The organism is Streptomyces sp. NPDC002867 (assembly GCF_053591895.1).
In genome coordinates, this window is the sequence record NZ_JBSFUR010000004.1 from 240,488 (window position 1) to 265,491 (window position 25,004).

The 25,004-nt window shown below is 70.9% G+C and carries 26 protein-coding genes and 1 pseudogene; 8 read left to right on the forward strand and 19 right to left on the reverse strand.

What is annotated here, in order from left to right:
• Nucleotides 1-28 precede the first annotated feature (28 nt).
• The 5 genes from ACWD0A_RS05780 to ACWD0A_RS05800 form a co-directional block, all read right to left on the reverse strand.
• Nucleotides 29-727, reverse strand: coding sequence for a demethylmenaquinone methyltransferase (locus tag ACWD0A_RS05780; RefSeq protein WP_451294926.1), 699 nt, complete (start codon nt 725-727; stop codon nt 29-31).
• A gap of 225 nt (nt 728-952) precedes the next feature.
• On the reverse strand, nt 953-1,600 hold the full coding sequence (locus ACWD0A_RS05785) for an imidazolonepropionase-like domain-containing protein (RefSeq protein WP_451294928.1): 648 nt from the start codon (nt 1,598-1,600) through the stop codon (nt 953-955).
• Nucleotides 1,601-1,607: 7 nt separating this feature from the next.
• Complete coding sequence (mqnC, locus tag ACWD0A_RS05790) at nt 1,608-2,807, reverse strand: cyclic dehypoxanthinyl futalosine synthase (protein ID WP_451294930.1); 1,200 nt, start codon at nt 2,805-2,807, stop codon at nt 1,608-1,610.
• A gap of 103 nt (nt 2,808-2,910) precedes the next feature.
• The gene (locus ACWD0A_RS05795) at nt 2,911-4,587 is read right to left on the reverse strand and encodes a serine/threonine-protein kinase (RefSeq protein ID WP_451294932.1); all 1,677 of its coding nucleotides are present in this window, start codon (nt 4,585-4,587) and stop codon (nt 2,911-2,913) included.
• A gap of 85 nt (nt 4,588-4,672) precedes the next feature.
• The gene (locus tag ACWD0A_RS05800) at nt 4,673-5,554 is read right to left on the reverse strand and encodes a menaquinone biosynthetic enzyme MqnA/MqnD family protein (protein ID WP_451294934.1); all 882 of its coding nucleotides are present in this window, start codon (nt 5,552-5,554) and stop codon (nt 4,673-4,675) included.
• 296 nt (nt 5,555-5,850) lie between these two features.
• Here ACWD0A_RS05800 and ACWD0A_RS05805 point away from each other — a divergent pair, with 296 nt between their 5' ends.
• Together ACWD0A_RS05805 and ACWD0A_RS05810 are read left to right on the forward strand one after the other, a co-directional pair.
• Nucleotides 5,851-6,054 (forward strand): cold-shock protein, encoded by a 204-nt coding sequence (locus ACWD0A_RS05805; RefSeq protein ID WP_017948713.1) that lies wholly within the window; start codon nt 5,851-5,853, stop codon nt 6,052-6,054.
• A 201-nt stretch (nt 6,055-6,255) separates the two neighbouring features.
• Nucleotides 6,256-6,870, forward strand: a complete 615-nt coding sequence (locus ACWD0A_RS05810; protein ID WP_451294936.1) for a hypothetical protein — start codon at nt 6,256-6,258, stop codon at nt 6,868-6,870.
• Nucleotides 6,871-6,922: 52 nt separating this feature from the next.
• Here the strand turns inward: ACWD0A_RS05810 and ACWD0A_RS05815 are convergent, their stop codons facing one another.
• The 6 genes from ACWD0A_RS05815 to ACWD0A_RS05840 all read right to left on the reverse strand — a co-directional run bounded on the left by ACWD0A_RS05815 (nt 6,923) and on the right by ACWD0A_RS05840 (nt 12,199).
• Entirely contained in the window at nt 6,923-7,585 is a 663-nt protein-coding gene (locus tag ACWD0A_RS05815; protein WP_451294938.1) for a TetR/AcrR family transcriptional regulator, read from the reverse strand.
• Nucleotides 7,586-7,786: 201 nt separating this feature from the next.
• Nucleotides 7,787-9,121, reverse strand: coding sequence for a dicarboxylate/amino acid:cation symporter (locus ACWD0A_RS05820; protein ID WP_451294940.1), 1,335 nt, complete (start codon nt 9,119-9,121; stop codon nt 7,787-7,789).
• 284 nt (nt 9,122-9,405) lie between these two features.
• Complete coding sequence (locus ACWD0A_RS05825) at nt 9,406-9,702, reverse strand: DUF4229 domain-containing protein (RefSeq protein WP_177148505.1); 297 nt, start codon at nt 9,700-9,702, stop codon at nt 9,406-9,408.
• A gap of 138 nt (nt 9,703-9,840) precedes the next feature.
• Complete coding sequence (locus ACWD0A_RS05830) at nt 9,841-10,365, reverse strand: N-acetyltransferase family protein (protein ID WP_451294942.1); 525 nt, start codon at nt 10,363-10,365, stop codon at nt 9,841-9,843.
• A gap of 111 nt (nt 10,366-10,476) precedes the next feature.
• Nucleotides 10,477-11,640 (reverse strand): aminofutalosine synthase MqnE, encoded by a 1,164-nt coding sequence (gene mqnE / locus ACWD0A_RS05835; protein WP_307714076.1) that lies wholly within the window; start codon nt 11,638-11,640, stop codon nt 10,477-10,479.
• Nucleotides 11,641-11,743: 103 nt separating this feature from the next.
• The gene (locus ACWD0A_RS05840; protein ID WP_177148502.1) at nt 11,744-12,199 is read right to left on the reverse strand and encodes an Lrp/AsnC family transcriptional regulator; all 456 of its coding nucleotides are present in this window, start codon (nt 12,197-12,199) and stop codon (nt 11,744-11,746) included.
• Between the two features lie 131 nt (nt 12,200-12,330).
• Here ACWD0A_RS05840 and ACWD0A_RS05845 point away from each other — a divergent pair, with 131 nt between their 5' ends.
• Nucleotides 12,331-12,477: a hypothetical protein gene (locus ACWD0A_RS05845; RefSeq protein WP_177148501.1), complete on the forward strand. Its 147-nt coding sequence runs from the start codon at nt 12,331-12,333 to the stop codon at nt 12,475-12,477.
• On the opposite strand, the gene ACWD0A_RS05850 is transcribed toward ACWD0A_RS05845, so the two are convergent.
• Genes ACWD0A_RS05850 through ACWD0A_RS05860 form a run of 3 tightly spaced genes read right to left on the reverse strand, consistent with a single transcriptional unit; the run spans nt 12,474 to nt 15,538 of the window.
• On the reverse strand, nt 12,474-13,136 hold the full coding sequence (locus ACWD0A_RS05850; protein ID WP_451294945.1) for a UbiX family flavin prenyltransferase: 663 nt from the start codon (nt 13,134-13,136) through the stop codon (nt 12,474-12,476). The genes ACWD0A_RS05845 and ACWD0A_RS05850 overlap by 4 nt on opposite strands.
• 51 nt (nt 13,137-13,187) lie before the next feature.
• On the reverse strand, nt 13,188-14,090 hold the full coding sequence (gene mqnP, locus ACWD0A_RS05855; protein ID WP_451294947.1) for a menaquinone biosynthesis prenyltransferase MqnP: 903 nt from the start codon (nt 14,088-14,090) through the stop codon (nt 13,188-13,190).
• Complete coding sequence (locus tag ACWD0A_RS05860) at nt 14,087-15,538, reverse strand: menaquinone biosynthesis decarboxylase (RefSeq protein ID WP_451294949.1); 1,452 nt, start codon at nt 15,536-15,538, stop codon at nt 14,087-14,089. The genes mqnP and ACWD0A_RS05860 overlap by 4 nt, the downstream gene beginning before the upstream one ends.
• An 88-nt stretch (nt 15,539-15,626) precedes the next feature.
• On the opposite strand from ACWD0A_RS05860, the gene ACWD0A_RS05865 reads away from it, so the two are divergent.
• The 5 genes and pseudogenes from ACWD0A_RS05865 to ACWD0A_RS05885 all read left to right on the forward strand — a co-directional run bounded on the left by ACWD0A_RS05865 (nt 15,627) and on the right by ACWD0A_RS05885 (nt 20,217).
• Nucleotides 15,627-16,013 carry a PLD nuclease N-terminal domain-containing protein gene (locus tag ACWD0A_RS05865; protein ID WP_451295076.1) on the forward strand — a complete coding sequence of 129 codons (387 nt, stop codon included), beginning with the start codon at nt 15,627-15,629 and terminating at the stop codon, nt 16,011-16,013.
• Nucleotides 16,013-16,099 (forward strand): annotated as a pseudogene (locus ACWD0A_RS05870) (LysR family transcriptional regulator); the annotation flags it as partial. The gene ACWD0A_RS05865 and the pseudogene ACWD0A_RS05870, both read left to right, overlap by 1 nt.
• A 92-nt stretch (nt 16,100-16,191) precedes the next feature.
• On the forward strand, nt 16,192-16,644 hold the full coding sequence (locus tag ACWD0A_RS05875) for a nucleoside deaminase (RefSeq protein WP_451294951.1): 453 nt from the start codon (nt 16,192-16,194) through the stop codon (nt 16,642-16,644).
• A 145-nt stretch (nt 16,645-16,789) separates the two neighbouring features.
• A complete protein-coding gene (locus ACWD0A_RS05880; protein ID WP_451294953.1) occupies nt 16,790-18,859 on the forward strand; it encodes a hypothetical protein in 2,070 nt (689 codons plus the stop codon).
• Entirely contained in the window at nt 18,859-20,217 is a 1,359-nt protein-coding gene (locus ACWD0A_RS05885; protein WP_451294955.1) for an ABC transporter substrate-binding protein, read from the forward strand. The genes ACWD0A_RS05880 and ACWD0A_RS05885 overlap by 1 nt, the downstream gene beginning before the upstream one ends.
• A gap of 12 nt (nt 20,218-20,229) precedes the next feature.
• Here ACWD0A_RS05885 and ACWD0A_RS05890 read toward each other — a convergent pair whose 3' ends face one another.
• Genes ACWD0A_RS05890 through ACWD0A_RS05910 form a run of 5 tightly spaced genes read right to left on the reverse strand, consistent with a single transcriptional unit; the run spans nt 20,230 to nt 24,937 of the window.
• Nucleotides 20,230-20,745, reverse strand: a complete 516-nt coding sequence (locus tag ACWD0A_RS05890; protein ID WP_451294957.1) for an SRPBCC domain-containing protein — start codon at nt 20,743-20,745, stop codon at nt 20,230-20,232.
• A gap of 49 nt (nt 20,746-20,794) precedes the next feature.
• Entirely contained in the window at nt 20,795-21,886 is a 1,092-nt protein-coding gene (ccsB, locus tag ACWD0A_RS05895) for a c-type cytochrome biogenesis protein CcsB (RefSeq protein ID WP_451294959.1), read from the reverse strand.
• The gene (gene resB / locus ACWD0A_RS05900) at nt 21,883-23,562 is read right to left on the reverse strand and encodes a cytochrome c biogenesis protein ResB (RefSeq protein WP_451294961.1); all 1,680 of its coding nucleotides are present in this window, start codon (nt 23,560-23,562) and stop codon (nt 21,883-21,885) included. The genes ccsB and resB overlap by 4 nt, the downstream gene beginning before the upstream one ends.
• Nucleotides 23,563-23,568: 6 nt before the next feature.
• A complete protein-coding gene (locus ACWD0A_RS05905; RefSeq protein WP_451294963.1) occupies nt 23,569-24,333 on the reverse strand; it encodes a cytochrome c biogenesis CcdA family protein in 765 nt (254 codons plus the stop codon).
• A 4-nt stretch (nt 24,334-24,337) separates the two neighbouring features.
• Nucleotides 24,338-24,937: a TlpA family protein disulfide reductase gene (locus ACWD0A_RS05910; protein ID WP_451294965.1), complete on the reverse strand. Its 600-nt coding sequence runs from the start codon at nt 24,935-24,937 to the stop codon at nt 24,338-24,340.
• Nucleotides 24,938-25,004: the final 67 nt, after the last annotated feature.

Here is a 25,004-nt window from a genome sequence, read left to right on the forward strand (position 1 = left end):
CGATGGACTGGTGTTCCACGCCTGCTGCCTACTGCTGGGGCTTGGTGCCGCGGTGCAGCGCGACGATGCCACCGGACAGGTTGCGCCAGGCGACCTTCGTCCAGCCGGCCTGCTGGAGCCTGCGGGCGAGTGCGGGCTGGTCGGGCCAGCTCTGGATCGACTCGGCGAGGTAGACGTACGCGTCCGGGTTGGAGGACACCGCGCGGGCGATGGGCGGCAGGGCCCGCATCAGGTACTCCTCGTACACGGTGCGGAACGGCGCCCATGTCGCGTGCGAGAACTCGCAGATGACCACACGGCCGCCCGGCTTGGTGACCCGGTACAGCTCGCGCAGCGCCTGGTCGGTGTCCTGCACGTTGCGCAGCCCGAAGGAGATCGTCACGGCGTCGAAGACGTCGTCGGCGAACGGCAGCTTCGTCGCGTCGCCCGCGGTCAGCGGCAGCCACGGGTGGCGCTTCTTGCCCTCGCGGAGCATGCCGAGGGAGAAGTCGCACGGGACGACGTACGCGCCGGTCGCGGTGAACGGCAGCGAGGAGGTGCCGGTGCCGGCCGCGAGGTCGAGGACCTTCTGCGCGGGGCGCGCGTCCACGGCCTTGGCGACCTCCTTGCGCCAGCGCCGGTCCTGGCCGAGCGAGAGCACGTCGTTGGTGAGGTCGTAGTTCGCCGCCACGTCGTCGAACATCGAGGCGACTTCGTGCGGCTGCTTGGCCAAGGTTGCTCGGGTCACGGTCCCATTCAAGCAGCCCGCCCCGTCGAGCGGCCCGGCGGACGCCCCGTGACTGCCCGCGGGCGCGGCGCCTCCCAGGTGGCGTCCCCCGTGAGGCGGCCCGGCGGCGCGTCCGTGGAGCCGGTCCGGCCGGCCGCGCGTGGTCGATGGCGAGGTCGCGGATCGCCGTGCCCGACGCGGTGTGCAGGTCTCGGGGCGCGCCCGGCGCGCGCCGTCGCGCCCGGCTCACCTCCGCCGGTACACCAGTCGGCCTCCGAGGACGGTCGCGACGCACGTGGCCGCACCGCCCCGGCGCAGCGCGCGGGCCGGCTGCTCGCCGACGGGGACGTCGAACACCGCGAAGTCGGCGGCGCCGCCGGCGCTCAAGTCGCCGTCGAGCAGCGCGTTGAGGGGGAAGTGCACGACGGGATCGAGCGCGAGGGCGTCCCCCTCGTACCGGCCGCGCCGCGCGTCGCGCACCCTCAGCCCGGACCGCGCGACCGCCGTCCGCACGGCCGGCACGGTGAAGGGTCCGGCGAGGGCGGTGACTCCGTGCGCCAGCAGCCGCTGGAGACCGCGCCTGGCGCTCGCGCCCCAGCGCGTGTCGTCCATCGCGAGCGCCTCCAGGGCATCGCCCGTCAGCGGCTCCGTGCCGAGTTCGTCCGCCTCGCGCGGATCGGGGTGGTACGCACCCTCCAGCAGTGGCACGGCCTGCGGATGGCGCAGCCCGGGCAGCAGCAGCCCGGACCAGCGGCGCACCCGCGCCTGCGGGCGCTCACCGGCCAGCCGTTCGTACGGGCCGACCGCGACGATCAGCCCGCCGTCCACGGCCACGGCGTCGGCGTCCGTGCGGCCGGTGAAGGCCGCCCGGTCCGCGACGTGAATGGTCAGCAAAGCGGCCTCAGTTGGCGCTGAGCAGCTTCAGCTCCGGGTGCGCCGTCCCGCCCTCGATCGCCGTGGACGAGATGTGCGAGACCACGCGCTCGTCGACCGGGTCGTCCGCCGGGTCCTCGTGCACGACGATGTGCTCGTACGTCGTCGTCCGCTGCGCCGGCACGCGGCCCGCCTTGCGGATCAGGTCGATGATCTCCATGCGGTTGGAGCGGTGCTTGGCGCCGGCCGAGGAGACGACGTTCTCCTCCAGCATGATCGAGCCGAGGTCGTCCGCGCCGTAGTGCAGCGACAGCTGGCCGACCTCCTTGCCCGTGGTGAGCCAGGAGCCCTGGATGTGCGCGACGTTGTCGAGGAACAGACGCGCGATCGCGATCATGCGCAGGTACTCGAACAGCGTCGCCTGCGTACGGCCCTTGAGGTGGTTGTTCTCGGGCTGGTACGTGTACGGGATGAAGGCGCGGAAGCCGCCCGTGCGGTCCTGCGCGTCGCGGATCATCCGCAGGTGCTCGATCCGCTCGGCGTTGGTCTCGCCCGTGCCCATCAGCATCGTGGAGGTCGACTCGACACCGAGGCCGTGCGCGATCTCCATGATCTCCAGCCACCGCTCACCGGACTCCTTGAGCGGCGCGATCGCCTTGCGGGGGCGCTCCGGCAGCAACTCGGCGCCGGCGCCCGCGAAGGAGTCGAGGCCGGCCGCGTGGATGCGGGTGATCGCCTCCTCGACGGTGACGCCGGAGATCCGCGCCATGTGCTCCACCTCGGACGCGCCGAGCGAGTGGATCACCAGCTGCGGGAACTCCTTCTTGATGGCCGCGAAGTGCTTCTCGTAGTACTCGACGCCGTAGTCGGGGTGGTGGCCGCCCTGGAACATGATCTGCGTGCCGCCGAGTTCGACGGTCTCCGCGCAGCGGCGCAGGATGTCGTCGAGGTCGCGGGTCCAGCCCTTGGCGGTGTCCTTCGGCGGGGCGTAGAAGGCGCAGAACTTGCAGGCCGTGACGCAGACGTTGGTGTAGTTGATGTTGCGTTCGATGATGTACGTCGCGATGTGCTCCGTACCGGCGTACCGGCGCCGGCGCACGGCGTCCGCCGCTGCGCCCAGCGCGTGCAGCGGCGCGGAGCGGTAGAGGTCGAGCGCTTCCTCGGCTGTGATCCGCCCGCCTGCGGCGGCACGGTCCAGGACGGACTGAAGGTCGGCCTTCTCGGTCACCGGGCGTCACCCTTCGGCGGTTTTCTGTGGATCTACGGACCGATCCAGGCTACGCCACGGCCCCGGCGCCCGGCCGCGGGCCTCCCCGTCCCGCGACGCCCGCTCAGCGCCGCACCTTCGTGAGCGTCGCGGTCGGGGTGCCCGCGGCCTCCTCGTGGGACCGGTAGCGCAGGGTGCCGTCGTCGGCGAGCGTGAACACCAGCGCCGCCTTCCCGCCGGTGCACTTGCCGGCCGTGCCCTCGCGCTCGGGGTCGGTGCGCTCCTCGATGCGCACCATCCGGGAGGTGGCCGAGGTGAGCCTGCCGACGCCGTAGCACTCGACGCTCACTCCCAGGACCGAGATCGCGTTGGTGCTGCGGACGACGTCCTGACCCTTCGTGCCCTTGTTGAACGTGACGGTCACGGTGCCGTGCGGCAGGCCGGACCGTTCGGTGGCGGGCCCCGACCAGGTGCCCAGGAACGCCGCCGGGACTTCGTCGCCCTTGCTCGGGGAGGGGGACGCGTCCGCGGCGGGCGGCGGCTCGGCCGCTTCGTTCGCACCCTGCTTGCCGTCGCCGCCGCGGCCCGGCCACAGGTCGAGGAGGAAGCCGCTGCCGAGGGTGACGGCCGCGAGGGCGCCGGCCACCGTGAGGGCGAGCGTGCAGCTGACCCTGCGGCCCTTGCCGCCGCCGCTCGCCGAGAGGGAGATGCCGCTGCCGTCGGCCGGGCGGGACGTGCCGGAGGCCGTGGCGGCCTCGTGACCGACGGCCGGCGCCGGCCTGCCCCACGGTGCGGCGACCCCGTCCGGCTCGACCGGCGGGCCGAAGACGCCGAGGGCCGGGCTGGAGAACGCGACCGGGCCCGAGGCGGCCGGGTCCGCCGCCGGGTCCAAGGCCGCGGGTGCGACCGGCTCGGCGGGGAAGGACTCCAGGTGCAGCAGGTCCACCGCTGCGCGGCTGATCTCCTCCACCAACGGGCCCGGCAGCCAGCCCGCTTCGGCGCCGTCACCGAGTTCTTCCGCGACCTCGGCGGGCGTCGGCCGCGCCGCCGGGTCCTTGGCCAGGCAGGCACTCGCCAGATCCCGTATCCCGCCGTCCAGTGCGCCGAGTTCGGGCTCCTCGTGCACCACCTTGTAGAGCAGCGCGGCCGAGGAGTCGCCGGGAAAAGGGGCCTCACCGGTCGCCGCGTACACGAGGACCGCGCCCAGCGAGAACACGTCGGCCGCGCCCGTCACGCCCTTGCCGAGGATCTGCTCGGGGGACATGTAGCCCGGCGAGCCGACCGAGACGCCGGTGGAGGTGAGCGACGCCGTGCCCTCGGTGGCGCGCGCGATCCCGAAGTCGATCAGCCGCGGGCCCTCCAGGGTGAGCAGCACGTTCGACGGCTTCACGTCCCGGTGCACCAGGTCGAGGGCGTGCACCGCGACCAGCGCCCTGGCGAGCCCGGCGCCCAGCACGCGCACCGAGGGCGTCGGCAGCGGGCCGTGACCGGCGATCGCCCGGGACAGGGCGGGGCCGGCGACGTAACCGGTGGCGACCCAGGGCACGGACGCGTCGGGGTCGGCGTCCAGTACGGGGGCGGTCCACGCCCCGCCGACCCGGCGCGCGGCCTCGACCTCGCGCCGGAACCGCGCCCGGAACTCGTCGTCGAGCGCGAAATGCGGATGGACGACCTTCACCGCGACCGTACGCCCGCCCGCGCTGCGGCCCAGATAGACGCGGCCCATCCCGCCCGCGCCGAGCCTGCCGAGCAGCCGGTACGCACCGATGACGCGCGGCTCACCCGGATCCAGCGGCTGCATCTCAACTCCCCCGTCAGCCCTGGCAGCAAGGCCCTGGCACAGACCGTCCGGTCAACAGACTGCCAACAGACTAGGGGGTGGGGTGTCAGCGGCGGCCGTCGAGCAGCCGCACGTCCACATCGGCGGGGAAGCCGGTGGTCGGCCCCGTCCTGCGCGCGAACTCCCGTACGCCCGCGAGCTGCTCGGGCCCGAAGCGGAAGTCCAGCGTCGTGAAGTAGCGCTCCAGCAGCTCGGCGTCGAAGCTCTCCCAGCGCGCCGCCTGCTCGGCGACCTTGCCGACCTCCTCCAGGGACAGGTCGCGCGAGGCGAGGAACGCCTCGTGCACCTGGTGCACGACGACCGGCTCGCGGGCCAGGTAGTCCTTGCGCGCGGCCCAGACGGCGAAGACGAAGGGCAGCCCGGTCCAGTCCTTCCACATCTGCCCGAGGTCGTGGACCCGCAGGCCGAGGCGGGGCGCGTCGTGCAGGGAGGCGCGCAGCGCGGCGTCCCCGATGAGGACGGCGGCGTCCGCCTCCTGCATCATCACGCCGAGGTCCGGCGGGCAGGTGAAGTAGTCGGGCGCCACCCGGTACTGCTCGGCGAGCAGCAGCTGTGCGAGGCGCACGGACGTGCGGGAGGTGGACCCGAGCGCGACGCGCGCCCCGTCCAGCTGCTCCAGCGGCAGCTGGGAGACGATCACGCAGGACATCACGGGGCCGTCGCAGCCGACGGCGAGGTCGGGGAATGCGACCAGGTCGTCGGCATTACGCAGGAATTCCACGAGGGTGATCGGCGCGATGTCGAGTTCGCCGCGCACCAGACGCTCACTGAGCTTCTCGGGAGTGTCCTTCGTCAGTTCCAGGTCGAGAAGAGTTCCCGTTCTGGCAAGCCCCCAGTAAAGAGGGAGACAGTTCAGGAACTGGATGTGACCGACGCGCGGCCGGCTGCGACGGATGTCGGTTGCTGTGCTTTCACCGTGACTGTCCACATCGTGAGGCTAGACCCGTGCCCTGCCGCGGCAGGCGCCGGGGCCGCGCGGTGACCTCCGTGCGGCCCGTCCGAACTGCGCTTCGTCAGCGCCCCGGGCCCTGAATCAAACGTCCGGGTGACGTGATCTTTCCCTCTACCGCTGTGCGCACGCTGCGTGCTAGGCTCGACGCAAGTTGCAGTTTGGTTTCCCTTGCAGTACAGAGCCTGCGGAGCATGTAACCCGCAGGCTTTTGTAGTTTTCAGACTTCTTGCAGGTTCTGGAGCAGGGCAACCCTTTGGCCCATAGGAGGGCTTATGGCTACCGGAACCGTCAAGTGGTTCAACGCTGAAAAGGGCTTCGGCTTCATCGCCCAGGACGGCGGCGGCCCGGATGTCTTCGTCCACTACTCCGCGATCAACGCGACCGGCTTCCGCTCCCTCGAGGAGAACCAGGTCGTGAACTTCGACGTCACCCAGGGCCCCAAGGGCCCGCAGGCGGAGAACGTCACCCCGGCCTGATCGGCACGGGTCGGCGATCGCGCACGACTTAGCAGTACCAAGGAGCCCCGTTCCCTGCGGAACGGGGCTCCTGCCCTTTCCGGAGCGGGCGCTGCCGCCTGGCCGGCGGCTTCGCCCGGCTGTCCGGGTTCCCCCGCGGACTCGTCACCCGAACGCACGGACCGCCTTGCCTGCCGTGCGGACCGGACGTCGCATGGAGTCATGTTCGTTCGTACGACGTATGCGACAGGTGATCCGGCCACGCTCGACCAGGCCGTGCAGGCACTGACCACGGAAGGCAGGCAGCAACTCGTCGCGGAACCCGGCTTCCGCGGCGCGGGCATGTTCGCGGACCGCGAGCTCGGCAAGCTGGTGACCGGGACGTGGTGGGAGGACGAAGCGGCCATGCGGGCGAGCGCCGACCGCATGGGGAAGGTGCGCGCCCAGGTGCTGTCGTCGTTCGCGACGACCGTGACGGTCGACAACTGGGAGGCCGCGGTCGCAGCCCGCGCGGAGTCGGTCCCCGAGGGCGCCCGCTTCCGGCTGGCCCGGCTGGATTTCGCCCCCTCCGACGCGGACAGCCTGGTCGACGCCTTCGAGAACGGCGTCCTGCCACGGCTGCGGACCATGCGCGGCTTCCTCGGCGGATCGCTCCTCGTCGACCGCGCCGCCGGGCGCGGCGCGGTGGGCACGCTCTACGCCGACCAGGACAGCCTCGCGGCCTCGCGCAGTCCCGTCGCCGCGCTGCGGGGCGAGGCCACGAGCAAGGCGCGGGCGACCCTGCGGTCGCTGGAGGAGTTCGAGGTGGTCATGGTGGAGAGCCCGCCGCCGTCCTGACGCCGGGGAACGCCGACCGGACGGAGCGACGGCGAGCCGGGGCCCGGGGACGTCACCGCGGGCTCCAGCGCTCCCCGCGCATGAGCCGATCGAGCCCCGTCCAGGCGAAGTTCATCAGCAGGCCCGCCGCCTCCTTCGCCGAGACCCCACCGGCCTCGTTCGCCCAGCCGGCGAGCGACTCGGCGGCGCCCACCAGCGCCTGGGCGAGGCCGGCCACGTCCCGCTCGGCCAGCTCGGCGTCGCGGTGCCCCGCCGGCGGCACGCCCTGCCGGGCCGCGGCCGCGATCAGGCCGGTCACGAAGGCGGCGATGTACTCGCGCATCCTCGCCACCTCGGCGGCGAACGGCTCGCCGTGCGTACGCGCCTGGTGGTGCAGCACGGCCCAGCCGTCGGGGTTCTCGGCGGTGTGCCGGAAGAACGCCTCCAGGCCGGCCCACATCTGCCGGTCGGCCGACAGACCCGGCTCGACGGCCGCCTGCACGGCCTCCGTCAGGGCCGTGGCCTCCCGCCGGATGCACGCCGTGAAGAGCTCTTCCTTGGAGTTCAGATACAGATAGACGAGCGGCTTGGAGACCCCCGCCAGCTCGGCGATCTCGTCCATCGACGCGGCCCGGTAGCCGCGCTGCCCGAAGGTGTGGACGGCGGCGTCCATCATCTGCTGCTCGCGCACGGCCCGCGGCATCCGCTTGGCCCTCACGCCTTTCACAGCACCCATTGTCGAACGTTCCTCCCGCCCCGTGCCCTTACCCAGCGGTAAGACTACGACCCGGGGGAAGGACGGGCCGAACAGCGGAGAACGGCCAGGAGAAAGATCGTCCGGATGTGATCGGTTCCGCTCCCCGGCGCCGCCCGCCCCGCGAACGCACGAGCGCCCCGGATCCGCCGGATCCGGGGCGCTTCGCCTGTGGACGGGCCGTTACGCGGCGGCCGGGACCGCGACCTCGCGCTCGGCGCCCTGCACCTCGGCCTCGTCGATCGGGGAGGAGGTGGCCGCGTTGTACGCGTCGCGGTCGAGGATGTTCTCGCGGGCGGCGACCAGGACCGGGACCAGCGCCTGGCCGGCCACGTTCGTCGCGGTCCGCATCATGTCGAGGACCGGGTCGATCGCCATCAGCAGACCCACGCCCTCCAGCGGGAGGCCGAGCGTGGACAGGGTCAGCGTCAGCATCACGGTCGCGCCGGTCAGCCCCGCCGTGGCGGCCGATCCGACGACCGAGACGAACGCGATCAGCACGTACTCCTTGATGCCCAGCTGCACGTCGAAGATCTGCGCGATGAAGATCGCGGCGAGCGCCGGGTAGATCGCGGCGCAGCCGTCCATCTTGGTCGTCGCGCCGAACGGGACGGCGAAGGAGGTGTACTCCTTCGGCACACCGAGGCGCTCGGTGACCTTGACCGTGACCGGCATGGTGCCGACCGAGGAGCGGGAGACGAACGCCAGCTGGATCGCGGGCCAGGCGCCCTTGAAGAACTGGACGGGATTGACCTTGGCCACGGTCGCCAGCAGCAGCGGGTAGACGCCGAACAGGACCAGGGCGCAGCCGATGTAGACGTCGGCGGTGAAGGTGGCGTACTTGCCGATCAGGTCCCAGCCGTAGTCGGCGATGGCGAAGCCGATGAGGCCGACGGTGCCGATCGGCGCGAGGCGGATGACCCACCACAGGGCCTTCTGGAGCAGCTCCAGCACGGACTCGCTCAGGGCGAGGATCGGCTTGGCGCGGTCGCCGAGCCCCAGCGCGGCGACGCCGGCGACGGCGGCCATGAAGACGATCTGGAGGACGTTCAGCTCGGTGAAGGGCGTTATGACGTCGGTCGGCACGATGCCGGTGAGGAAGTCGATCCAGGAGCCGGCGTTCTCGGGCTTCTGGCCGTCCTTCGGGGTGAGGCCGGTACCGGCGCCGGGGTTGGTCACCAGGCCGATGGCGAGGCCGATCGCGACCGCGATCAGCGACGTGATCATGAACCAGAGCAGGGTGCGGGTGGCCAGCCGGGCGGCGTTGTTGACCTTCCGCAGATTGGTGATCGATACCAGGATCGCGAAGAAGACGAGCGGCGCGACCGCCAGCTTCAGCAGCTGGACGAAGATCGAGCCGACCTGGTCGAGCGTGTCCTTCAGCCAGGCGACGTCCTGGCTGCGGGCGAACCAGCCGAGCAGGACGCCGAGCACCAGACCGGCGACGATCTGGGCCCAGAAGGGGATCTTCGGTATGCGGTTACCGGACGCGGACACAGTGGTCGCGGACACGGGCACACTCCACAGGGGCGTAGCGGGGACAGACGGGGAACAGGGATGCGGCGCCCGTGCGCGGATGCGCTGCGCCGCTGTGATGCCGGGTCAGAACTGGCGGCAACAGACCGCGGACATACAGCGGCACAGATCGACATGCAGGCGCGCCACGAGCGGGACGCTCGTGGCGGTGTGATGGCGCACTGCTGTCTTCATGCCGAACACGTTAACACTTGAACTTTGAGAACCTCAAAGCTCCCCTTTGGGGAGGATCCCCTTCGGGCCCCGTCGGCCCAAGGCGACCGTCCCTACCGCGTGACGCCGTCCTCCTGCGAGCGGTTGGCCTCGAGGCGCGCCTTGGCCCGGTCGACCTTGGTGACGATCTGCTCGGACATGGCGTCGCGCTGCTTGCGCAGGAGCACGAAGCTCAGCGGTGCGGAGAGCACGAGGGCGAGCAGGACCACCCACGCGAAGTTGGCGTCGCCGAGGCCCTTGGGCAGGGCGCCGACCTGGACGAGACCGGCGACGACGACGAAGCAGCCGACGAAGATCGCGAGCCGCAGCGCGGTGTACCGGATCGCGGCGCTCGACTTTCCTGCGGACACGGCGGGCCTTCTTCCTTGACGACAGAGGTGCCCGTCCAGTGAAGCACGCCCGACAAAAGGGGCGTCCCGCAGGGCCTCGATGAGGGGTGGTGGTCGGTGGGTGCACCTCCCAGCGGTAGCCGGGGGAGGGAGGGCGGATCAGTTCAGCGGCAGGAGCATGATGACGTCATCGCGGTCGTCGCCGTCCGCGACGCGGATGGCGCCCGGTACGCGGCCGACCTCCTTGTACCCGCAGGCGGTGTAGAACCGGTCGGCGCCGGTGCCCCCTCGGCAGGTGAGGCGTATCGCCTCGATGCCATCGAGCCCCCGGGCGGCCTCCGCGGCGGCGGCCATCAGCTCGCGGCCGTAGCCCTTGCCCTGGTAACGGGGGTGGACCATGACGGTGTAGAGCCAGATCCAGTGGGTCATCAGGCGGTGCGTGTTGAGCGCGAGGAACGCCGTGGCCGCGATCTCGCCGTCCTCGTCGCGCCCGACGAGCAGCCGCATCCGGCCCTCTGCCATGGCCGTCAGGTGCTTGACCCACTCGGGACGTATGTCGTCGGCCGTGACGGGCGGCACGAAGCCGACGGCCCCGCCGGCATTGCTGACGTCGGCCCACAGCTCCAGCACGCCGTCACGCAGAGCCGGCCCGCCGGGCGGATCGAGTTCGAAGGTGAGAGCCATGCGCCCCAGCGTAGGAAAAGCCCGGCGGCGGGCACACAGAATTCCGGGGTCCGAGACGGACGCGGCGCTCCGCCCCCGGGCCGGGGGCCTCGGGGGCGGAGTCACTGGACGTCAGACGCGCATCGGCTGCGGGGACTCACGGCGGGAGGCGTCCGGGCCGGGGTACTCGCGGATGATCTCGTAGCGCGTGTTGCGCTCGACCGGGCGGAAGCCGGCGTCGCGGATCAGGTCGAGCAGGTCGTCGCGGGTGAGCTTGTTCGGCGTGCCGTAGTTGTCGGCGTCGTGCGTGATCTTGTACTCGACGACCGAGCCGTCCATGTCGTCCGCGCCGTGCTGGAGGGCGAGTTGGGCGGTCTGCACGCCGTGCATCACCCAGAAGACCTTGACGTGCTGGACGTTGTCGAACAGCAGGCGGGAGACCGCGAAGGTCTTCAGCGCCTCCGCGCCCGTCGCCATGGTCGTGCGCGCCTGCAGCTTGTTGCGCACCTTGCCGTCCTGCATGTCGACGAAGTCGTGCTGGTAGCGCAGGGGGATGAAGACCTGGAAGCCGCCGGTCTCGTCCTGGAGTTCACGCAGCCGCAGGACGTGGTCGACGCGGTGGCGCGGCTCCTCGATGTGCCCGTACAGCATCGTGCACGGGGTCTTGAGGCCCTTCTCGTGCGCCAGGCGGTGGATGCGCGACCAGTCCTCCCAGTGGGTGCGGTGGTCGACGATGTGCTGGCGGACCTCCCAGTCGAAGATCTCCGCGCCGCCGCCGGTCAGCGATTCGAGGCCGGCCTCGATCAGCTCGTCGAGGATCTCGGAGGCGGACAGCCCCGAGATGGTCTCGAAGTGGTGGATCTCGGTGGCGGTGAAGGCCTTCAGCGAGACGTTCGGCAAAGCCTTCTTCAGCTCGCTCAGGGAACGCGGGTAGTACCGCCACGGCAGGTTGGGGTGGAGGCCGTTGACGATGTGCAGCTCGGTGAGGTTCTCGTTCTCCATCGCCTTGGCGAGGCGGACGGCCTCCTCGATGCGCATGGTGTACGCGTCCTTCTCGCCCGGCTTGCGCTGGAACGAGCAGTAGGCGCACGACGCGGTGCACACGTTGGTCATGTTGAGGTGGCGGTTGACGTTGAAGTGGACCACGTCGCCGTTCTTGCGCGTGCGGACCTCGTGGGCGAGACCGCCGAGCCAGGCCAGGTCGTCCGACGCGTAGAGCGCGATGCCGTCCTCACGGGTCAGCCGCTCACCGGCCCGGACCTTCTCCTCCAGCTCGCGCTTGAGTCCAGCGTCCACCTGGCCGCCTCCCATATCTCCACGTAAAACAGGCTCCGCCCACCGTACTCCCCCGCCCTGGCGTCCCTTCACGGGCGGGGCGGTACGGCGGGCGGCGGGTGACTCACGCCTCGTCGGGAAGGTCTCCGACGCGGTTCTCCCACTTGGTGGAGAGGACGATCGTGGTGCGGGTGCGCGAGACGCCGCGGGTGCCGGAGAGCCTGCGGATGGTCTTCTCCAGGCCGTCGACGTCGCTGGCGCGCACCTTGAGCATGTACGAGTCGTCGCCGGCGATGAACCAGCAGTCCTCGATCTCGGCGAGGTCCCGCAGCCGGCGGGCGACGTCCTCGTGGTCGGCGGCGTCCGAGAGCGAGATGCCGATGAGGGCCGTGACGCCGAGGCCGAGCGAGGCCGCGTCCACGGTGGCGCGGTAACCGGTGATGACCCCCGCCGCCTCCAGGCGGTTGATGCGGTCGGTCACGGAGGGGCCGGAGAGCCCGACGAGCCGGCCGAGCTCGGCGTACGAGGCCCTGCCGTTCTCGCGCAGGGCCTGGATGAGCTGCCTATCCACGGCGTCCATAGACTCAAGCCTTCCATTATTCAGCGGTACCGCGAGTTTACGTGTAGAATCTAAGGCATGCAGGGTCGACACCCTGCGATTTACTCAAACGATCACAGCTGATCCCACAAGGATCCGGATCCATACAGGAGATGACACTCACCGTGTACACGATCGAGATGGCCTACGCCCACATGCGACAGCTGCAGGAGCTGGCCAACCGCTCGCGTGCCCACCAGCCCTCCGCCGCCCGCCGGGCCGACCGGACCCGCGCACCGCGCCGCGGCAGGAAGAGCTAATCGGCCGCGGAGCCACCACCGAGCTCCCCCTCCCAACGGCGGTACAGCCGATGCGGCACCCCGGCCGCGTCCAGCACCCGCCCCGCGACGAAGTCCACCAGATCCTGGATGTGCGTCGCCCCCGCGTAGAACGCCGGAGAGGCGGGCAGCACCACGGCGCCCGCCTCGTCCAGCGTCACCAGATGCTTGAGGGTCTGCCCGTTCAGCGGGGTCTCCCGCACGGCGACCACCAGCCGGCGCCGCTCCTTGAGCGTCACGCTCGCGGCCCGCTGGAGAAGGTCCTTCGACAGTCCCAGCGCCACACCCGCCACACAGGCGGTGGACGCGGGCACGATCAGCATCCCCTTGACCGGGTACGACCCCGATGACGGACCGGCGGCCAGGTCCCCCGCGGCCCAGTGGCGCACCCCGGCCACGTCGACGTCGAACGTGTCGGGCTTGCCGTCCGCCCCTCGGGCCAGCCACTGACGCAGGTCGTCCCGCCAGTGCGCGTCCCGGAAGGCGATCCCCGTCTCGTCGAGCAGGGTCAGCCGTGAGGCCCGGCTGACGACGAGGTCCACGCTCTCGCCGGCGGCGAGCAGCGCCCGCAGCACGGCGGCGGCGTACGGCGTGCCGGAGGCACCCGACACCCCCACGACCCACGGCCGACGACTGTTCATCTCCTGCGGCTCCACATGGGTGAGCCTATCCGGCCCCGGGCCCCGGGCCGGTCAGACGGTGAGGCCACGCACCACCAGGTCCAGCAGCGCGCAGACGAACAACGCCATCCCGATGAAACCGTTCACCGTGAAGAACGCCCGGTTCAGACGCGACAGGTCGTGCGGGCGCACGATCGTGTGCTCGTAGAGGAACGCCGCCGCCACGATCACCAGCCCCAGCCACAGGAACACCCCCGCGTCCGTGGCCAGCGCGTACCAGGCGAACAGCGCCATCGTCACGACGTGGCAGCCGCGCGCCCCGTACAGCGCCGCCGGGATTCCGAAGCGCGCGGGGACCGACTTCACGCCGTGGGCCCGGTCGGCCTGGACGTCCTGGCACGCGAAGATCAGGTCGAAGCCGCCGATCCACACGCCCACCGCGAGACCGAGGATTACCGCCTCCCACGACCACGCGCCGGTGACCGCGATCCACGCGCCGACCGGCCCCATGGCCTGGGCGAGCCCCAGGATGGCGTGCGGGAAGTTCGTGAACCGCTTGCCGTACGGATAGACCACCATCGGCACCACGGCGACGGGCGCGAGCGCCAGGCACAGCGGGTTGAGCAGGGCCGCGGCACCGAGGAAAACGACGACCGCGACGAGCGCGCCCGTCCACGCCGAGCGGACGGACACCGCGCCGGTCACCAGCTCGCGCGAGGCGGTACGCGGGTTACGGGCGTCGATCTCCCGGTCGATGATCCGGTTGCACGCCATCGCGAACGTCCGCAGGCCGACCATCGCGACCGTGACGAGCAGCAGTTCGCCCCAGTGGACGGTGCGGTCGTGCCGGAACATCGCGGTGAGCGAGGCGATGTAGGCGAACGGCAGCGCGAAGACCGAGTGCTCGATCATCACCAGACGCAGGAACGCCCTGGTGCGTCCGGGCTGCGGGACGGCCGCGGCAGCGGAGGTCACAGGCCGTACTCCTTCCAGCGGCGGTCGACCTTCGCCGCCGTCTCCGGGTCCGACACGACCATCTCGGGCCAGCCGCCGTCGCGGGTGTAGCCCTCCTCGGGGAGCTTCCGCGTCGCGTCGATGCCCGCCTTGCCGCCCCAGAACTGCTGGTAGGAGGCGTGGTCGAGATGGTCGACCGGGCCCTCGACGACCGTGAGGTCACGGGCGTAGTCCGTGTTGCCGAGCGCACGCCAGGAGACCTCGTGCAGGTCGTGGACGTCGCAGTCGGCGTCGACGACCACGATCAGCTTGGTCAGCGACATCATGTGCGCGCCCCAGATCGCGTGCATGACCTTCTGCGCGTGCTTCGGGTACTTCTTGTCGATCGAGACGATCGCGCAGTTGTGGAAACCGCCCGACTCCGGCAGGTGGTAGTCCACGATGTCCGGCACGATGATCTTGAGGAGCGGGAGGAAGAAGCGCTCGGTGGCACGGCCCAGAGGGCCGTCCTCCGTCGGCGGCCGGCCCACCACGATCGACTGGAGCAGCGGCCGCTTGCGCATCGTCACGCAGTCGATCGTCAGCGCCGGGAACGGCTCCTGCGGCGTGTAGAAGCCGGTGTGGTCGCCGAACGGGCCCTCGGGAAGCGTCTTCCCCGGCTCCAGCCAGCCCTCCAGCACGACCTCCGCGTTCGCCGGGACCTGGAGCGGCACGGTCTTGCAGTCGACCATCTCGATCCGCTTGCCCGCGACGAACCCCGCGAACAGGTACTCGTCGATGTCGCCGGGCAGCGGCGCCGTCGACGCGTACGTGACGGCCGGCGGGCAGCCGAAGGCGATCGCGACCGGCAGCCGCTCGCCCCGCCTGGCGGCGACCTGGTAGTGGTTGCGGCTGTCCTTGTGGATCTGCCAGTGCATGCCGATGGTGCGCCGGTCGTGGCGCTGGAGGCGGTACAGACCGAGGTTGCGCACACCGGACTCGGGGTCCTTGGTGTGCGTGAGTCCCAGGTTGAAGAAGGAGCCGCCGTCCTCGGGCCAGGTGAACAGCGCGGGCAGGGCGTCCAGGTCGACGTCGTCGCCGGTGAGGACGACCTCCTGCACGGGCGCGTCCTTCACCTTCTTCGGCGGCACGTGCACCATCGAGCCCAGCTTGCCGAACGCCTCGCGCACCCCGACGAACCCGTGCGGCAGCTCGGGCTTGAGCAGTCCGCCGATCTTGTCGCTGATCTCGTCGTAGGACGTCAGGCCGAGCGCCTTGAGCAGCCGGCGGTCGGTGCCGAACACGTTCATCGCCAGCGGCATCGCCGAGCCGCGCACGTTCTCGAAGAGCAGGGCGGGGCCGCCGGCCTTGTTCACCCGGTCGACGATCTCCCCGACCTCCAGATACGGGTCGACTTCGGCCTTGATGCGCTTGAGGTCGCCCTCGCGCTCCAGCGCCCGGAGCAAGGAGCGAAGATCGTCGTAAGCCATGGGCCAAGTATCGGCCACGGGCTACCCTGGGCCCGTCACCGGGGCCGGGGAACACGGCTCCGCCCACATCTCCAGGGGGCTGTCCCACATGCTCAGGGCGCTGATGTACATCCTGCCGCTGGCGCTGACGATCTACGCGTTCATCGACTGCCTGAACACGCCCGAGGACGAGGCGAAGCATCTGCCCAAGATCGCCTGGATCTTCATCATCCTGCTGTTCTGGATCGTCGGGCCGATCGTCTGGTTCGCCGCCGGGAAGATGCGGCACGCCCCGGCGGGTGGCCGCACCCCCTCCGAGTGGCACCGCAACCACCGCATGGAGTGGGTCGCTCCCGACGACAACCCCGAGTTCCTGAAGTCCATCAAGGACGAGAACAAGAAGGACGAGTCGCTCCTCAAGGACTGGGAGGCCGACCTGCGCCGCCGTGAGGAGGAGCTCAAGCGCCGCGAGCAGGGCGAGGACAAGGACAGCTGATGGAGCTGCGGCTCCTGGTGACCTTCGAGAAGGTCGCCACCGTCCTCGGCTTCACCCGGGCGGCCGCCGAGCTGAGGTACGCCCAGTCCAGCGTGACGAGCCAGATCCGGTCCCTGGAGTCCTCGCTCGGCGTGGACCTGTTGGTGGCGCCGGGGCCCGCCGGGGGAAGAGTCCGGGCATGGACGATGCTCAGGCCCGCAGGTGGCTCGCCACCGCCGTCGCCGAGGCCCGTGCGGGGCTCGCCGAGGGCGGCATCCCGATCGGGGCCGCGCTGTACGGGGCCGACGGCTCGCTGCTGGGGCGCGGCCGCAACCGGCGCGTGCAGGACGGCGATCCGTCGATGCACGCCGAGACGTCGGCGTTCCGGGCGGCCGGGAGGCAGCGGTCGTACCGGGGCACCACCATGGTGACGACGCTCTCGCCGTGCTGGTACTGCTCCGGGCTGGTGCGGCAGTTCGGGATCTCCCGGGTCGTGATCGGCGAGGCGCGGACCTTCAGCGGCGGGCACGACTGGCTGGCGGAGCACGGCGTGGAGATCGTGCTGCTGGACGATCCCGGGTGCGCGGCGATGATGCGGGACTTCGTCGAAGGTCATCCGGCGCTGTGGAACGAGGACATCGGCGACGCATGACCCGGCCCCGCCGGAGCCCCGCGACGGCGCGTGACGGACTGAACACGAAAGCGGGTCAATCCCCTCCCCCACCTGCCTCGCGGGCCATATCATCGTCATCAACTACCTGTTCCCCGGCGCCACTTGACCGCTCGGGAGTTGTTTTTTGAGGGATCAACTCGCCGCGAGGAGCGAACTGCTCGCGCAGCTCACGTCCCATCTCACCGGCACCGAGGTCGCCGGCTGGAAGTCCCGCCCCTCCTGCAAGGCCCTGCCGCCTCCCGTCGTCGCCGTCGTCGGCGGCCGCGGCATGGGCAAGTCGTACGACTTCGCCTGGCTGCGGGACGTCTGCGGACCGGTCACGCCCACCGCGTACCTGGACTGCGCCGACGACACGCTGCGAACCGGCGCGGCCGAGTCGCCGGAGTCGCGTTCGCTGGTGACGGAGGCGCTGCGGCTGCTCGGCATCGGCTTCACCAGCGCCGGGCCCCCACGGGTGCCGACGCTGCACATGACCCGGCTGTTCGCGGGGCTCGTCGCCGTCGCCTCCGGCACGTGGAACGCCGACCAGGACGATCGCATCGCCGCCGAACTGCGCCGCCTGGAGCTGATCTCGCCGTCCCGGGGCAACTGGGCAGCGGTCGTCCAGAGCTGGGTGGCCAAGCTGATGGCGGCGTACGCGGCGCTGCCCATGCCGCTGCCGCCGGTGCAGAAGTTCATCGAGGTGTCGGTGGAGGTGCTGCTCCAGGAGCTGTTCCAGCGCGGCAGCCGCAAGGCCGTCGGCTGGTACGGGGCCTATCCGGGCGCGCAGGGCAGCGCCCGCTGGGGGCTGACCCTGCTGGGCAGCCACTTGCGGCTCGGCGGTGACCAGCGGCGGCGGGCCGAGTACTTCCTCGGTCAGGCGCTGCGGGCCGACCTGGAGGAGGCGTACCGGACGACCGCCGGCTGGCTGCTGCGCACCGGCCGCCCGCTGATGCTGCTCGACAACGCCCACGACGAGCTGGGCGAGCAGCTGGTGCGCGACTGCCTCACCCACCGGTCGACCGGCCATCCGGACCGGGTGGTGGTGTACGCGGCGTTCCGGCGCGGCGATCCGCCGGTCCTGCAGGGCGCGCACCGGCTGGCGTCGCTCAGCTCCGCGGTGGGCCTCGCGGGCGGCCGGGGCGACGGGCTGTGCGTGCACCCGATGGTCGTGGTGCCGTATCCGCCGCTGCCTCCGGCCGGTCCCGAGACCTCCGACGGGCTGCTGAGCCACGTCGATCCGGACGCGATGCTGCCGCCCGGACTGCCGCGCGCGCTCTACCGGTTCACGGGCGGACGGCCGCTGGCCATGACCCGGATGACGGACGCGATCGAGGAGCTGCGGACGGCGGACGGCGCCGCCGTGCCGCCCGGCCCGGCGGGCCCGCCCGCGCCGACCGCCCTCGCGACGCTGACGCTGCGTTCGCTGCTGCGGCACCGGCCGGCGACACCGCGGCAGGCGGCCACCGGGCCGACGGTCGCCGAGGCGCTGCGGGAGGAGCTGGCCCCCGGGGAGCTGGGCGACCTGCTCACCCGGGTCTCCCCTGCTGCCGACGCGCGCTCCGCCGAGCTGCTGCTCCCGGCGGCGGCCGGCATGACGACGCCGGAGCTGCGCCACGCGCTCGACTCCGACGGATGGCCGCGCTGCGACCGGCACTTCGTGGCCGACCACTGCCTGCGCACCCTGCTGCTGTACCGGCTCTACCACCTGGACGCCGACCACTCGTCGTGGCTCGGTATGCACTCGCGGCTCGTGATGCACTACGCGGCGGCGGGCCCCGACTCCTGGCAGGCGTACCAACACGAGCTGGCGATCGGCCGGACCGGCGGCGCGGTCGCGTATCTCACCGGCTCGCTCGGCCGCGCGGACACGGCCGCCTGGCTGGACGAGCTGCTGCACATCGCGTCCGCGCCCGGCTTCGAGGGGCTGTCGGAGCGGCGGAGGCTGGCGTTCACGGGCGGGCACCGTGAGCCGCAGCGGCGCGTCGAGCGGCTGCTGAACGCCGCCTGGCTGGCGCAGGACTGGCTGGAGCTGCCCGAGGCGCGGCTGGAGGCGGCGGTCCACGGGGCGCTGCACGCCCTGCGGGACGACGTCGCCGACAGCTCCGTACTCACCGACGCCGCCACGCACTGGGCGGAGAGCATCCGGTCGGGCCGTCCGCTGCGGGAGTGCGACTGCTCCCGGCGGGGCCGGGCGAGTGGGGGGATGGACTGATGAACAACCTGACGAAGATCCTCATCGGTGTCGGGGTCGTGACCGCGGTCGTGCTGGGCGTGCTGTTCGGGCCGGGCGTCCTCGATCAGACCCGCTCGTGCGCGAAGGGCGTGGTGAAACCCGAGGACAGCGACGAGTGCATCGGTGTCTCGGCCACCGGCTACGACTTCGGGGTGAAGGAGATACGGGAGGTCGCGCGCGCCATCGCCGTCGAGAACCGGAGCGCGGAGGACTCCGAGCAGCTGACGGTCTCGGTGGCGGTGATGATGCCGTTCACCTCCAGGGCGCCGGAGCAGCTGACGAAGATGCGCCACGAGCTCCAGGGGGTGTACATCCAGCAGAAGCTCGCCAACCGTGCCGAGGGCAGGCCGCCGAAGATCCGTGTCCTGCTGGCCAACACCGGCGACCTCGGCCACCACTGGGAGACCGTGGCGAACCAGCTGGTCACGATGGCGGACGGTCCCGAGCAGCTGCGCGCGGTGACGGGCATCGCGACGAGCAACACCGCGAACAAGCAGGCCGTCGCCCTGCTGGCCCGTCATCACATTCCGATGGTGGGCTCGACGATCACCGCCGACGACATCACCAACATCCCCGGTCTCGCGCGGGTGTCCCCGACCAACAGGGACGAGGCCCGGGCGCTGGTGTCGCACGCCAAGTCCGTCGACCGCAGCGCGCTGCTCGTGTACGACACGAATCCGGACGACCGCTACGCGCAGACACTGCGCGAGGCGTTCAACGAGCAACTGCCGGACCAGGTCTACGAGCCGACGCAGTTCACGTCCAGCAAGGAGCCGGACAACCCGGGCAATCTCGGCAACGTCTTCAACAGCATCGCCCACTACATCTGCGACACCGACGCCCACACGGTGTTCTTCGCGGGCCGCCACACCCCGCTGCGGATCTTCCTCTCCGAGCTCGGCAGGGCGGGCTGCGCGCGCCGCGGTTTCACCGTTCTGACCGGCGACGAGGCGTCCTACCTGGGCTCGGACGACAAACTGGACCGGCAGGCGCTGGCGTTGCGGCCGGGCGAGAAGAAGCCGCGGGTGACGCTGAAGTACGCGGCGCTCGCCCACCCGGACGCCTGGGTCGAGACACCCGGGCGGACGTTGCCCGCGACCGGCGGCTCGGCGAAGGCTCCCGCGCTGACCGATGTGACGGCCCAGTGGCCGCACCTGACGGGCTCGCTCCGGGTGAACGGTGCGAGCGGCTGGATCTGCCTGGACAACTACGGCAACCCGCGGAACAAGGCGGTGCCGATCGTGCGGCTCGCCGCCGACGGGACGCTGCGGTTCGAGGAGTTCTCCTGGCCGGACCAGAAGCCGCCGCCGGTGGACTGCATCGTCAGGAAGGACTGAGCGGTTCCGCGGTCAGGCGGCCGCGTAGGCGTCGCGCAGCTGCTGCCAGCGCTCGGCGGTCCAGGCCGACCAGTCGGTGGTCGGCCTGCCCTCCAGCGCGGCGACCAGCAGTTCGAAGTGGTTGTGCCAGCCGGCCAGGCAGTCGAGCAGCACCTCGTCGTCGCAGCGCAGTTCGTTGGTGAAGCGGAGCACCGTGCTCTCGTCGCCGTGCGGCTCCAGGTGGAAGCGGACGCGGCCGTGCACGGTGACCGTGTACTCGGCGACCCGCTCCACGTCCCACGCCGTGACATGGCCCTCCGCGAAGGTGTGGCGCCCCTCCGCGTCGGTGTTGAGCCAGCGCAACCTCACCGCGCCGCCGATTCTCGGTTCGAGCAGGTCGGCGGCGCAGAGCCAGGTCGGCAGACCCTCGGGAGTGGCGACGGCGTCCCATACCCGGATCACCGGATGCGGCAGGTGCAGCTCGTACCGCAGCAGGTGAGTGCCGTCGTCCCGGGTCTCGACGGTGCCCTGGGGGATCACGTCACTCATGCCTCCAGCGTCCCGCGGGGTCGGCGCGGGCGCTACCTCACGGGCGGCCTCAGACGCCCGCGTACGAGTGCAGGCTGTTCACGAACATGTTCACGCCGTAGTAGTTCCACAGGAAGCACAGGAACGCGACCAGCGCGATGTACGCGGCCTTGCGGCCCTTCCAGCCGGCCGTGGCGCGGGCGTGCAGGTAGGCGGCGTAGGCGACCCAGGTGATGAACGACCAGACCTCCTTGGCGTCCCAGCCCCAGTAGCGGCCCCACGCGTCGCCGGCCCAGATCGCGCCCGCGATGATCGTGAACGTCCACAGCGGGAAGACGGCCGCGTTGACGCGGTAGGAGAACTTGTCGAGCGAGGCGGCCGAGGGCAGCCGCTCCATGACCGACGTGGCGAACCTGCCGGGCTGCCCGCCGCTGGCGAGCTTGCGCTCGTAGGCGTCGCGGAAGAGGTAGAGCACCGCGCCGACCGCGCCGAGGTAGAAGACCGCGCCGCAGAAGATCGCGGTGGAGACGTGGATCCACAGCCAGTACGAGTCGAGGGCGGGCACCAGCTGGTCGCTCTCGGTGTACAGGTACGTCACGGCGAAGCCGAGGTCCAGCAGGACGGTGGTGACCAGCGGCAGGCCGGCCCAGCGGATGTTCTTCCCGGCCAGCAGGAGGGCGAGGTACACGCCGACGGCGACCGTGGAGAACGTCGTGGAGAACTCGTACATGTTGCCCCACGGCGCCCGCTGCACCGACAGGGCACGGGCGACGACGCCCGCCGCCTCCAGCAGGAACGCGAGGACGGTGAGCGACACGGCGATGCGGCCGTACAGGTCGCCCTGCTCGGTGCCGCCGTGCGCGCCGGGGCCGTCGGGCACGTCCCGGGTGCCGCTCGCGGCCCGGGTGACGACCTTCGGCCTCTCGAGGACCGCGGTCGCGCCCGCCTTGGTGACCGTGACCGGCGGGGCGGCGGCCTCCTCCGCGGGGGCCGTGAGCGCGGCGGCCGTGCGGGCCACCTTGCTGCGGCTGCCGAAGAGCCACTCGGCGATGTGCGCGAAGAAGGCCAGCGTGTAGACGGCCATCGACGAATAGATCAGGTAGTTGCTGATCTGCGCCAGGTTCTCGTTGGCTGCGGCGGCGGTTGCGGCGGCGAGAGTCACTTCTCAGCCCCTTCGGCAGGAACGTCTACAGGTTCAGGCGCCGTCGGCGCCTCTGAGTGGAGGGTCGCGGCCAGGTCGGCCAGTTCCTCCGGGAGCCTCGCCGACTCGCTGCGGCCGAGGCCCGCCATCTCGACGACCGTCGTACCGTCGTCACCGCGCACGGCCCGCACCCAGACGCGGCGGCGCTGGATGAACAGCGAGGCGGCGAGGCCCGCGATGGCGGCGATCGCGCCGGTCAGCGCCCAGCCGGTGGCGGGCTGACGCGTGATCTGGAAGGTCGCCCACTCCTTGACCTCCTCCTCGAAGGTGATGGAGCCCGCGCCGTCCGGCAGCTTCATGGTCTCGCCGGGGCGCATCCGCTGCTTGAGGATCTCACCGTCGGCGTTCGTGAACTGCTTCATCTTGCTGGTGTCGAGCTGGTACACGTTCTGCGGCAGACCGGCATCGACACCCAGGCTGCCGTGGTAGCCGGTGAGCGCGAGCACGGGGTACTCGAGACCCGGGAACTGCGAGAACATGTCGCCCTTGCCGTCTCCCGCGAACGTCGGCACGAAGAACGCCTGGAAGCCGAGCTGGTCCTTGCGGCCGTCCTTGTCGCGGTAGCCGTCCATCACCTTGATGGCACCGGTGGAGGTGATGTTGTTGTCGATGGGCAGCAGCGGCACCGCGTCCTGGAAGACGACCTCGCCCTTGCCGTCCCGCACGGTGACGACGGGGGCGTACCCGTGGCCGTTGAGGAAGACCTTGGTGCCGTCCACCTCCAGCGGCTTGTTGACCTCGATGACCTGCTTCTTCTCGGTGCCGCCGGGCCCGGACCAGGTCACGGCGGCCTCGTAGGTGCGCGGCGTGCCGCGCTGCGGGCCGCTCTTCGCGTACGTGCCGGTGAAGCTGTCCAGCGTGAAGCTGAACGGGGACAGGTCGTCGGTGTCGAACAGCGAACCGGACTTGAAGTCGTCGTACTGCGTGAGCGTGTTGGAGAAGCCGCCGCCCTCGACGACCAGCTTGCCGCCCTCGGACTTGAACAGCTGGCCCGCCGCGAACGCCACGAGCATCACGATCAGCGACACGTGGAAGACCAGGTTGCCGGCCTCGCGCAGGTAGCCCTTCTCGGCGGCGACCGCGTCGCCCGCCTCGTGGGCGCGGAAACGGCGCCCACGCAGCAGAGCGAGCGCCGCCCGGCGCACCTGCTCCGGCTCGGCCTCCGTGCGCCACGTCGTGTACGCGGGCAGCCGGTTCAGCCGCCGCGGCGCGCCCGGCGGGCGCCCGCGCAGCTGGCCGACGAACTGCCAGGAGCGGGGCACGATGCAGCCGATGAGGGAGACGAACAGCAGGATGTAGATCGCCGAGAACCACACCGAGCTGTAGACGTCGAAGAACTGCAGCTTCTCGTAGAGGGGCCCGAGGACCTCGTGGCGGTCCTTGAACGCCTGCACCTTCATCTCGTCCACGCTGTTCTGCGGGACGAGGGAGCCGGGGATGGCGCCGAGCGAGAGCAGGAAGAGCAGGATCAGCGCGACCCGCATGGAGGTCAGCTGCCGCCAGAACCAGCGCGCCCAGCCGATCACGCCGAGGGTGGGGCCGCCGACGGCCTGGTCCGTCGCGTTGTCGGTGGGGGCGGTGGACAGCTGTGCGCCAGCCTCGCCGAGTTCGCGTTCGTCGGTGTCGTACGTGCTCATGGACGTTCAGATCCCCACCGTGAAGCCGTTGGACCAGCTCTGCATCGACTGGACCATGGTGTCCCAGACACCTGTGAGCAGCAGCAGACCGGTCGCGATCATCATCACGCCGCCGATCCGCATCACCCATGCGTAGTGTTGCTTGACCCAGGCGAACGCACCGAGCGCCTTGCGGAACGCCACCGCCGCGAGGACGAAGGGCAGCCCGAGGCCGAGGCAGTACGCGACGGTCAGCAGCGCCCCGCGGCCGGCGCTGGCCTCGCTCGCGGCGAGCGCCGTCACGGCGGACAGCGTCGGTCCGATGCACGGCGTCCAGCCGATCCCGAACAGCGCGCCGAGCAGCGGCGCGCCCAGCAGGCCCGACACCGGCCGCCTGTGGATGCGGAACTCGCGCTGGGTGAGCCAGGGCATCAGGCCCATGAAGAAGACACCCAGCAGGATCATCAGCGCGCCGAGGACCTTGGACAGGATCTCCCGGTGCCCCTGGAGCGTGGAACCGAAGTAGCCGAAGAGCGCCCCGCCGGACACGAACACGGCGGTGAAGCCGACGACGAACAGGGAGGCACCGGCGACCATCCGGCCGCGCTTCGCCTCGGCGAGGTCGGTGCCCGTGACCCCGGTGACGTACGAGAGGTAGCCGGGGACGAGCGGCAGCACGCACGGCGAGAAGAAGGACACCAGCCCGGCGAGCAGGGCGATGGGCAGAGCGAGAAGCAGGGCGCCGCCGAAGACCGTGTCGTACACGTCCGGTGCCGCGGCAAGGAACGTCACAGGATCACTTCTCCGCGATCAACGGGTCGATGATCTTGTGCAGTTCCTCGTCGTCGAGCGCCTTGAGCGAGCGGGCCGCGATCTTTCCGTCCCGGTCGAGCACGATCGTGGAGGGAATGGCCTGAGGATTGAGGCTGCCCTTGGGGAAGCCGTTGACGATCAGCTTGCCGATCGGGTCGTACAGGCTCGGGTACTCGATTCCGTAGTCCTTCTCGAAAGCGAGCGCCGGGCCCTTCTTGCTGTCCCGGGTGTTGATCCCGACGAACTCGACGCCCTTCGCCTTGGTCTCCTTGGCGACCTTCGCGAAATAGGGGGCTTCGGAACGGCACGGCGGGCACCATGATCCCCACACGTTCATCACGACGATCTTGCCCTTGAGGCCGGCCACGTCGAGCGGTTCGCCTTCCAGGGTCTCGCCCTTGAGCTCGTTCGGGGACTGCCGCTCCCCCTTGGCGACGGTGTCGATGCCGCCGGAGCCGGTGACGAAGTTGGTGTCGCCGCCGCCTCCGGACTTCCCGCCCTCGCCACAGGCCGACAGGGTGAGCACGCCTGCGGCGACCAGGGCGGTCGACAGGGCGGCGCGGGGGGCACGGCTGAGGCTCATGTGAAAAGTTTCGCATGGCCCTGGCGGCGATCTTCCGCACCCCCCTGCGTGCCCGATAAGGCCCCTT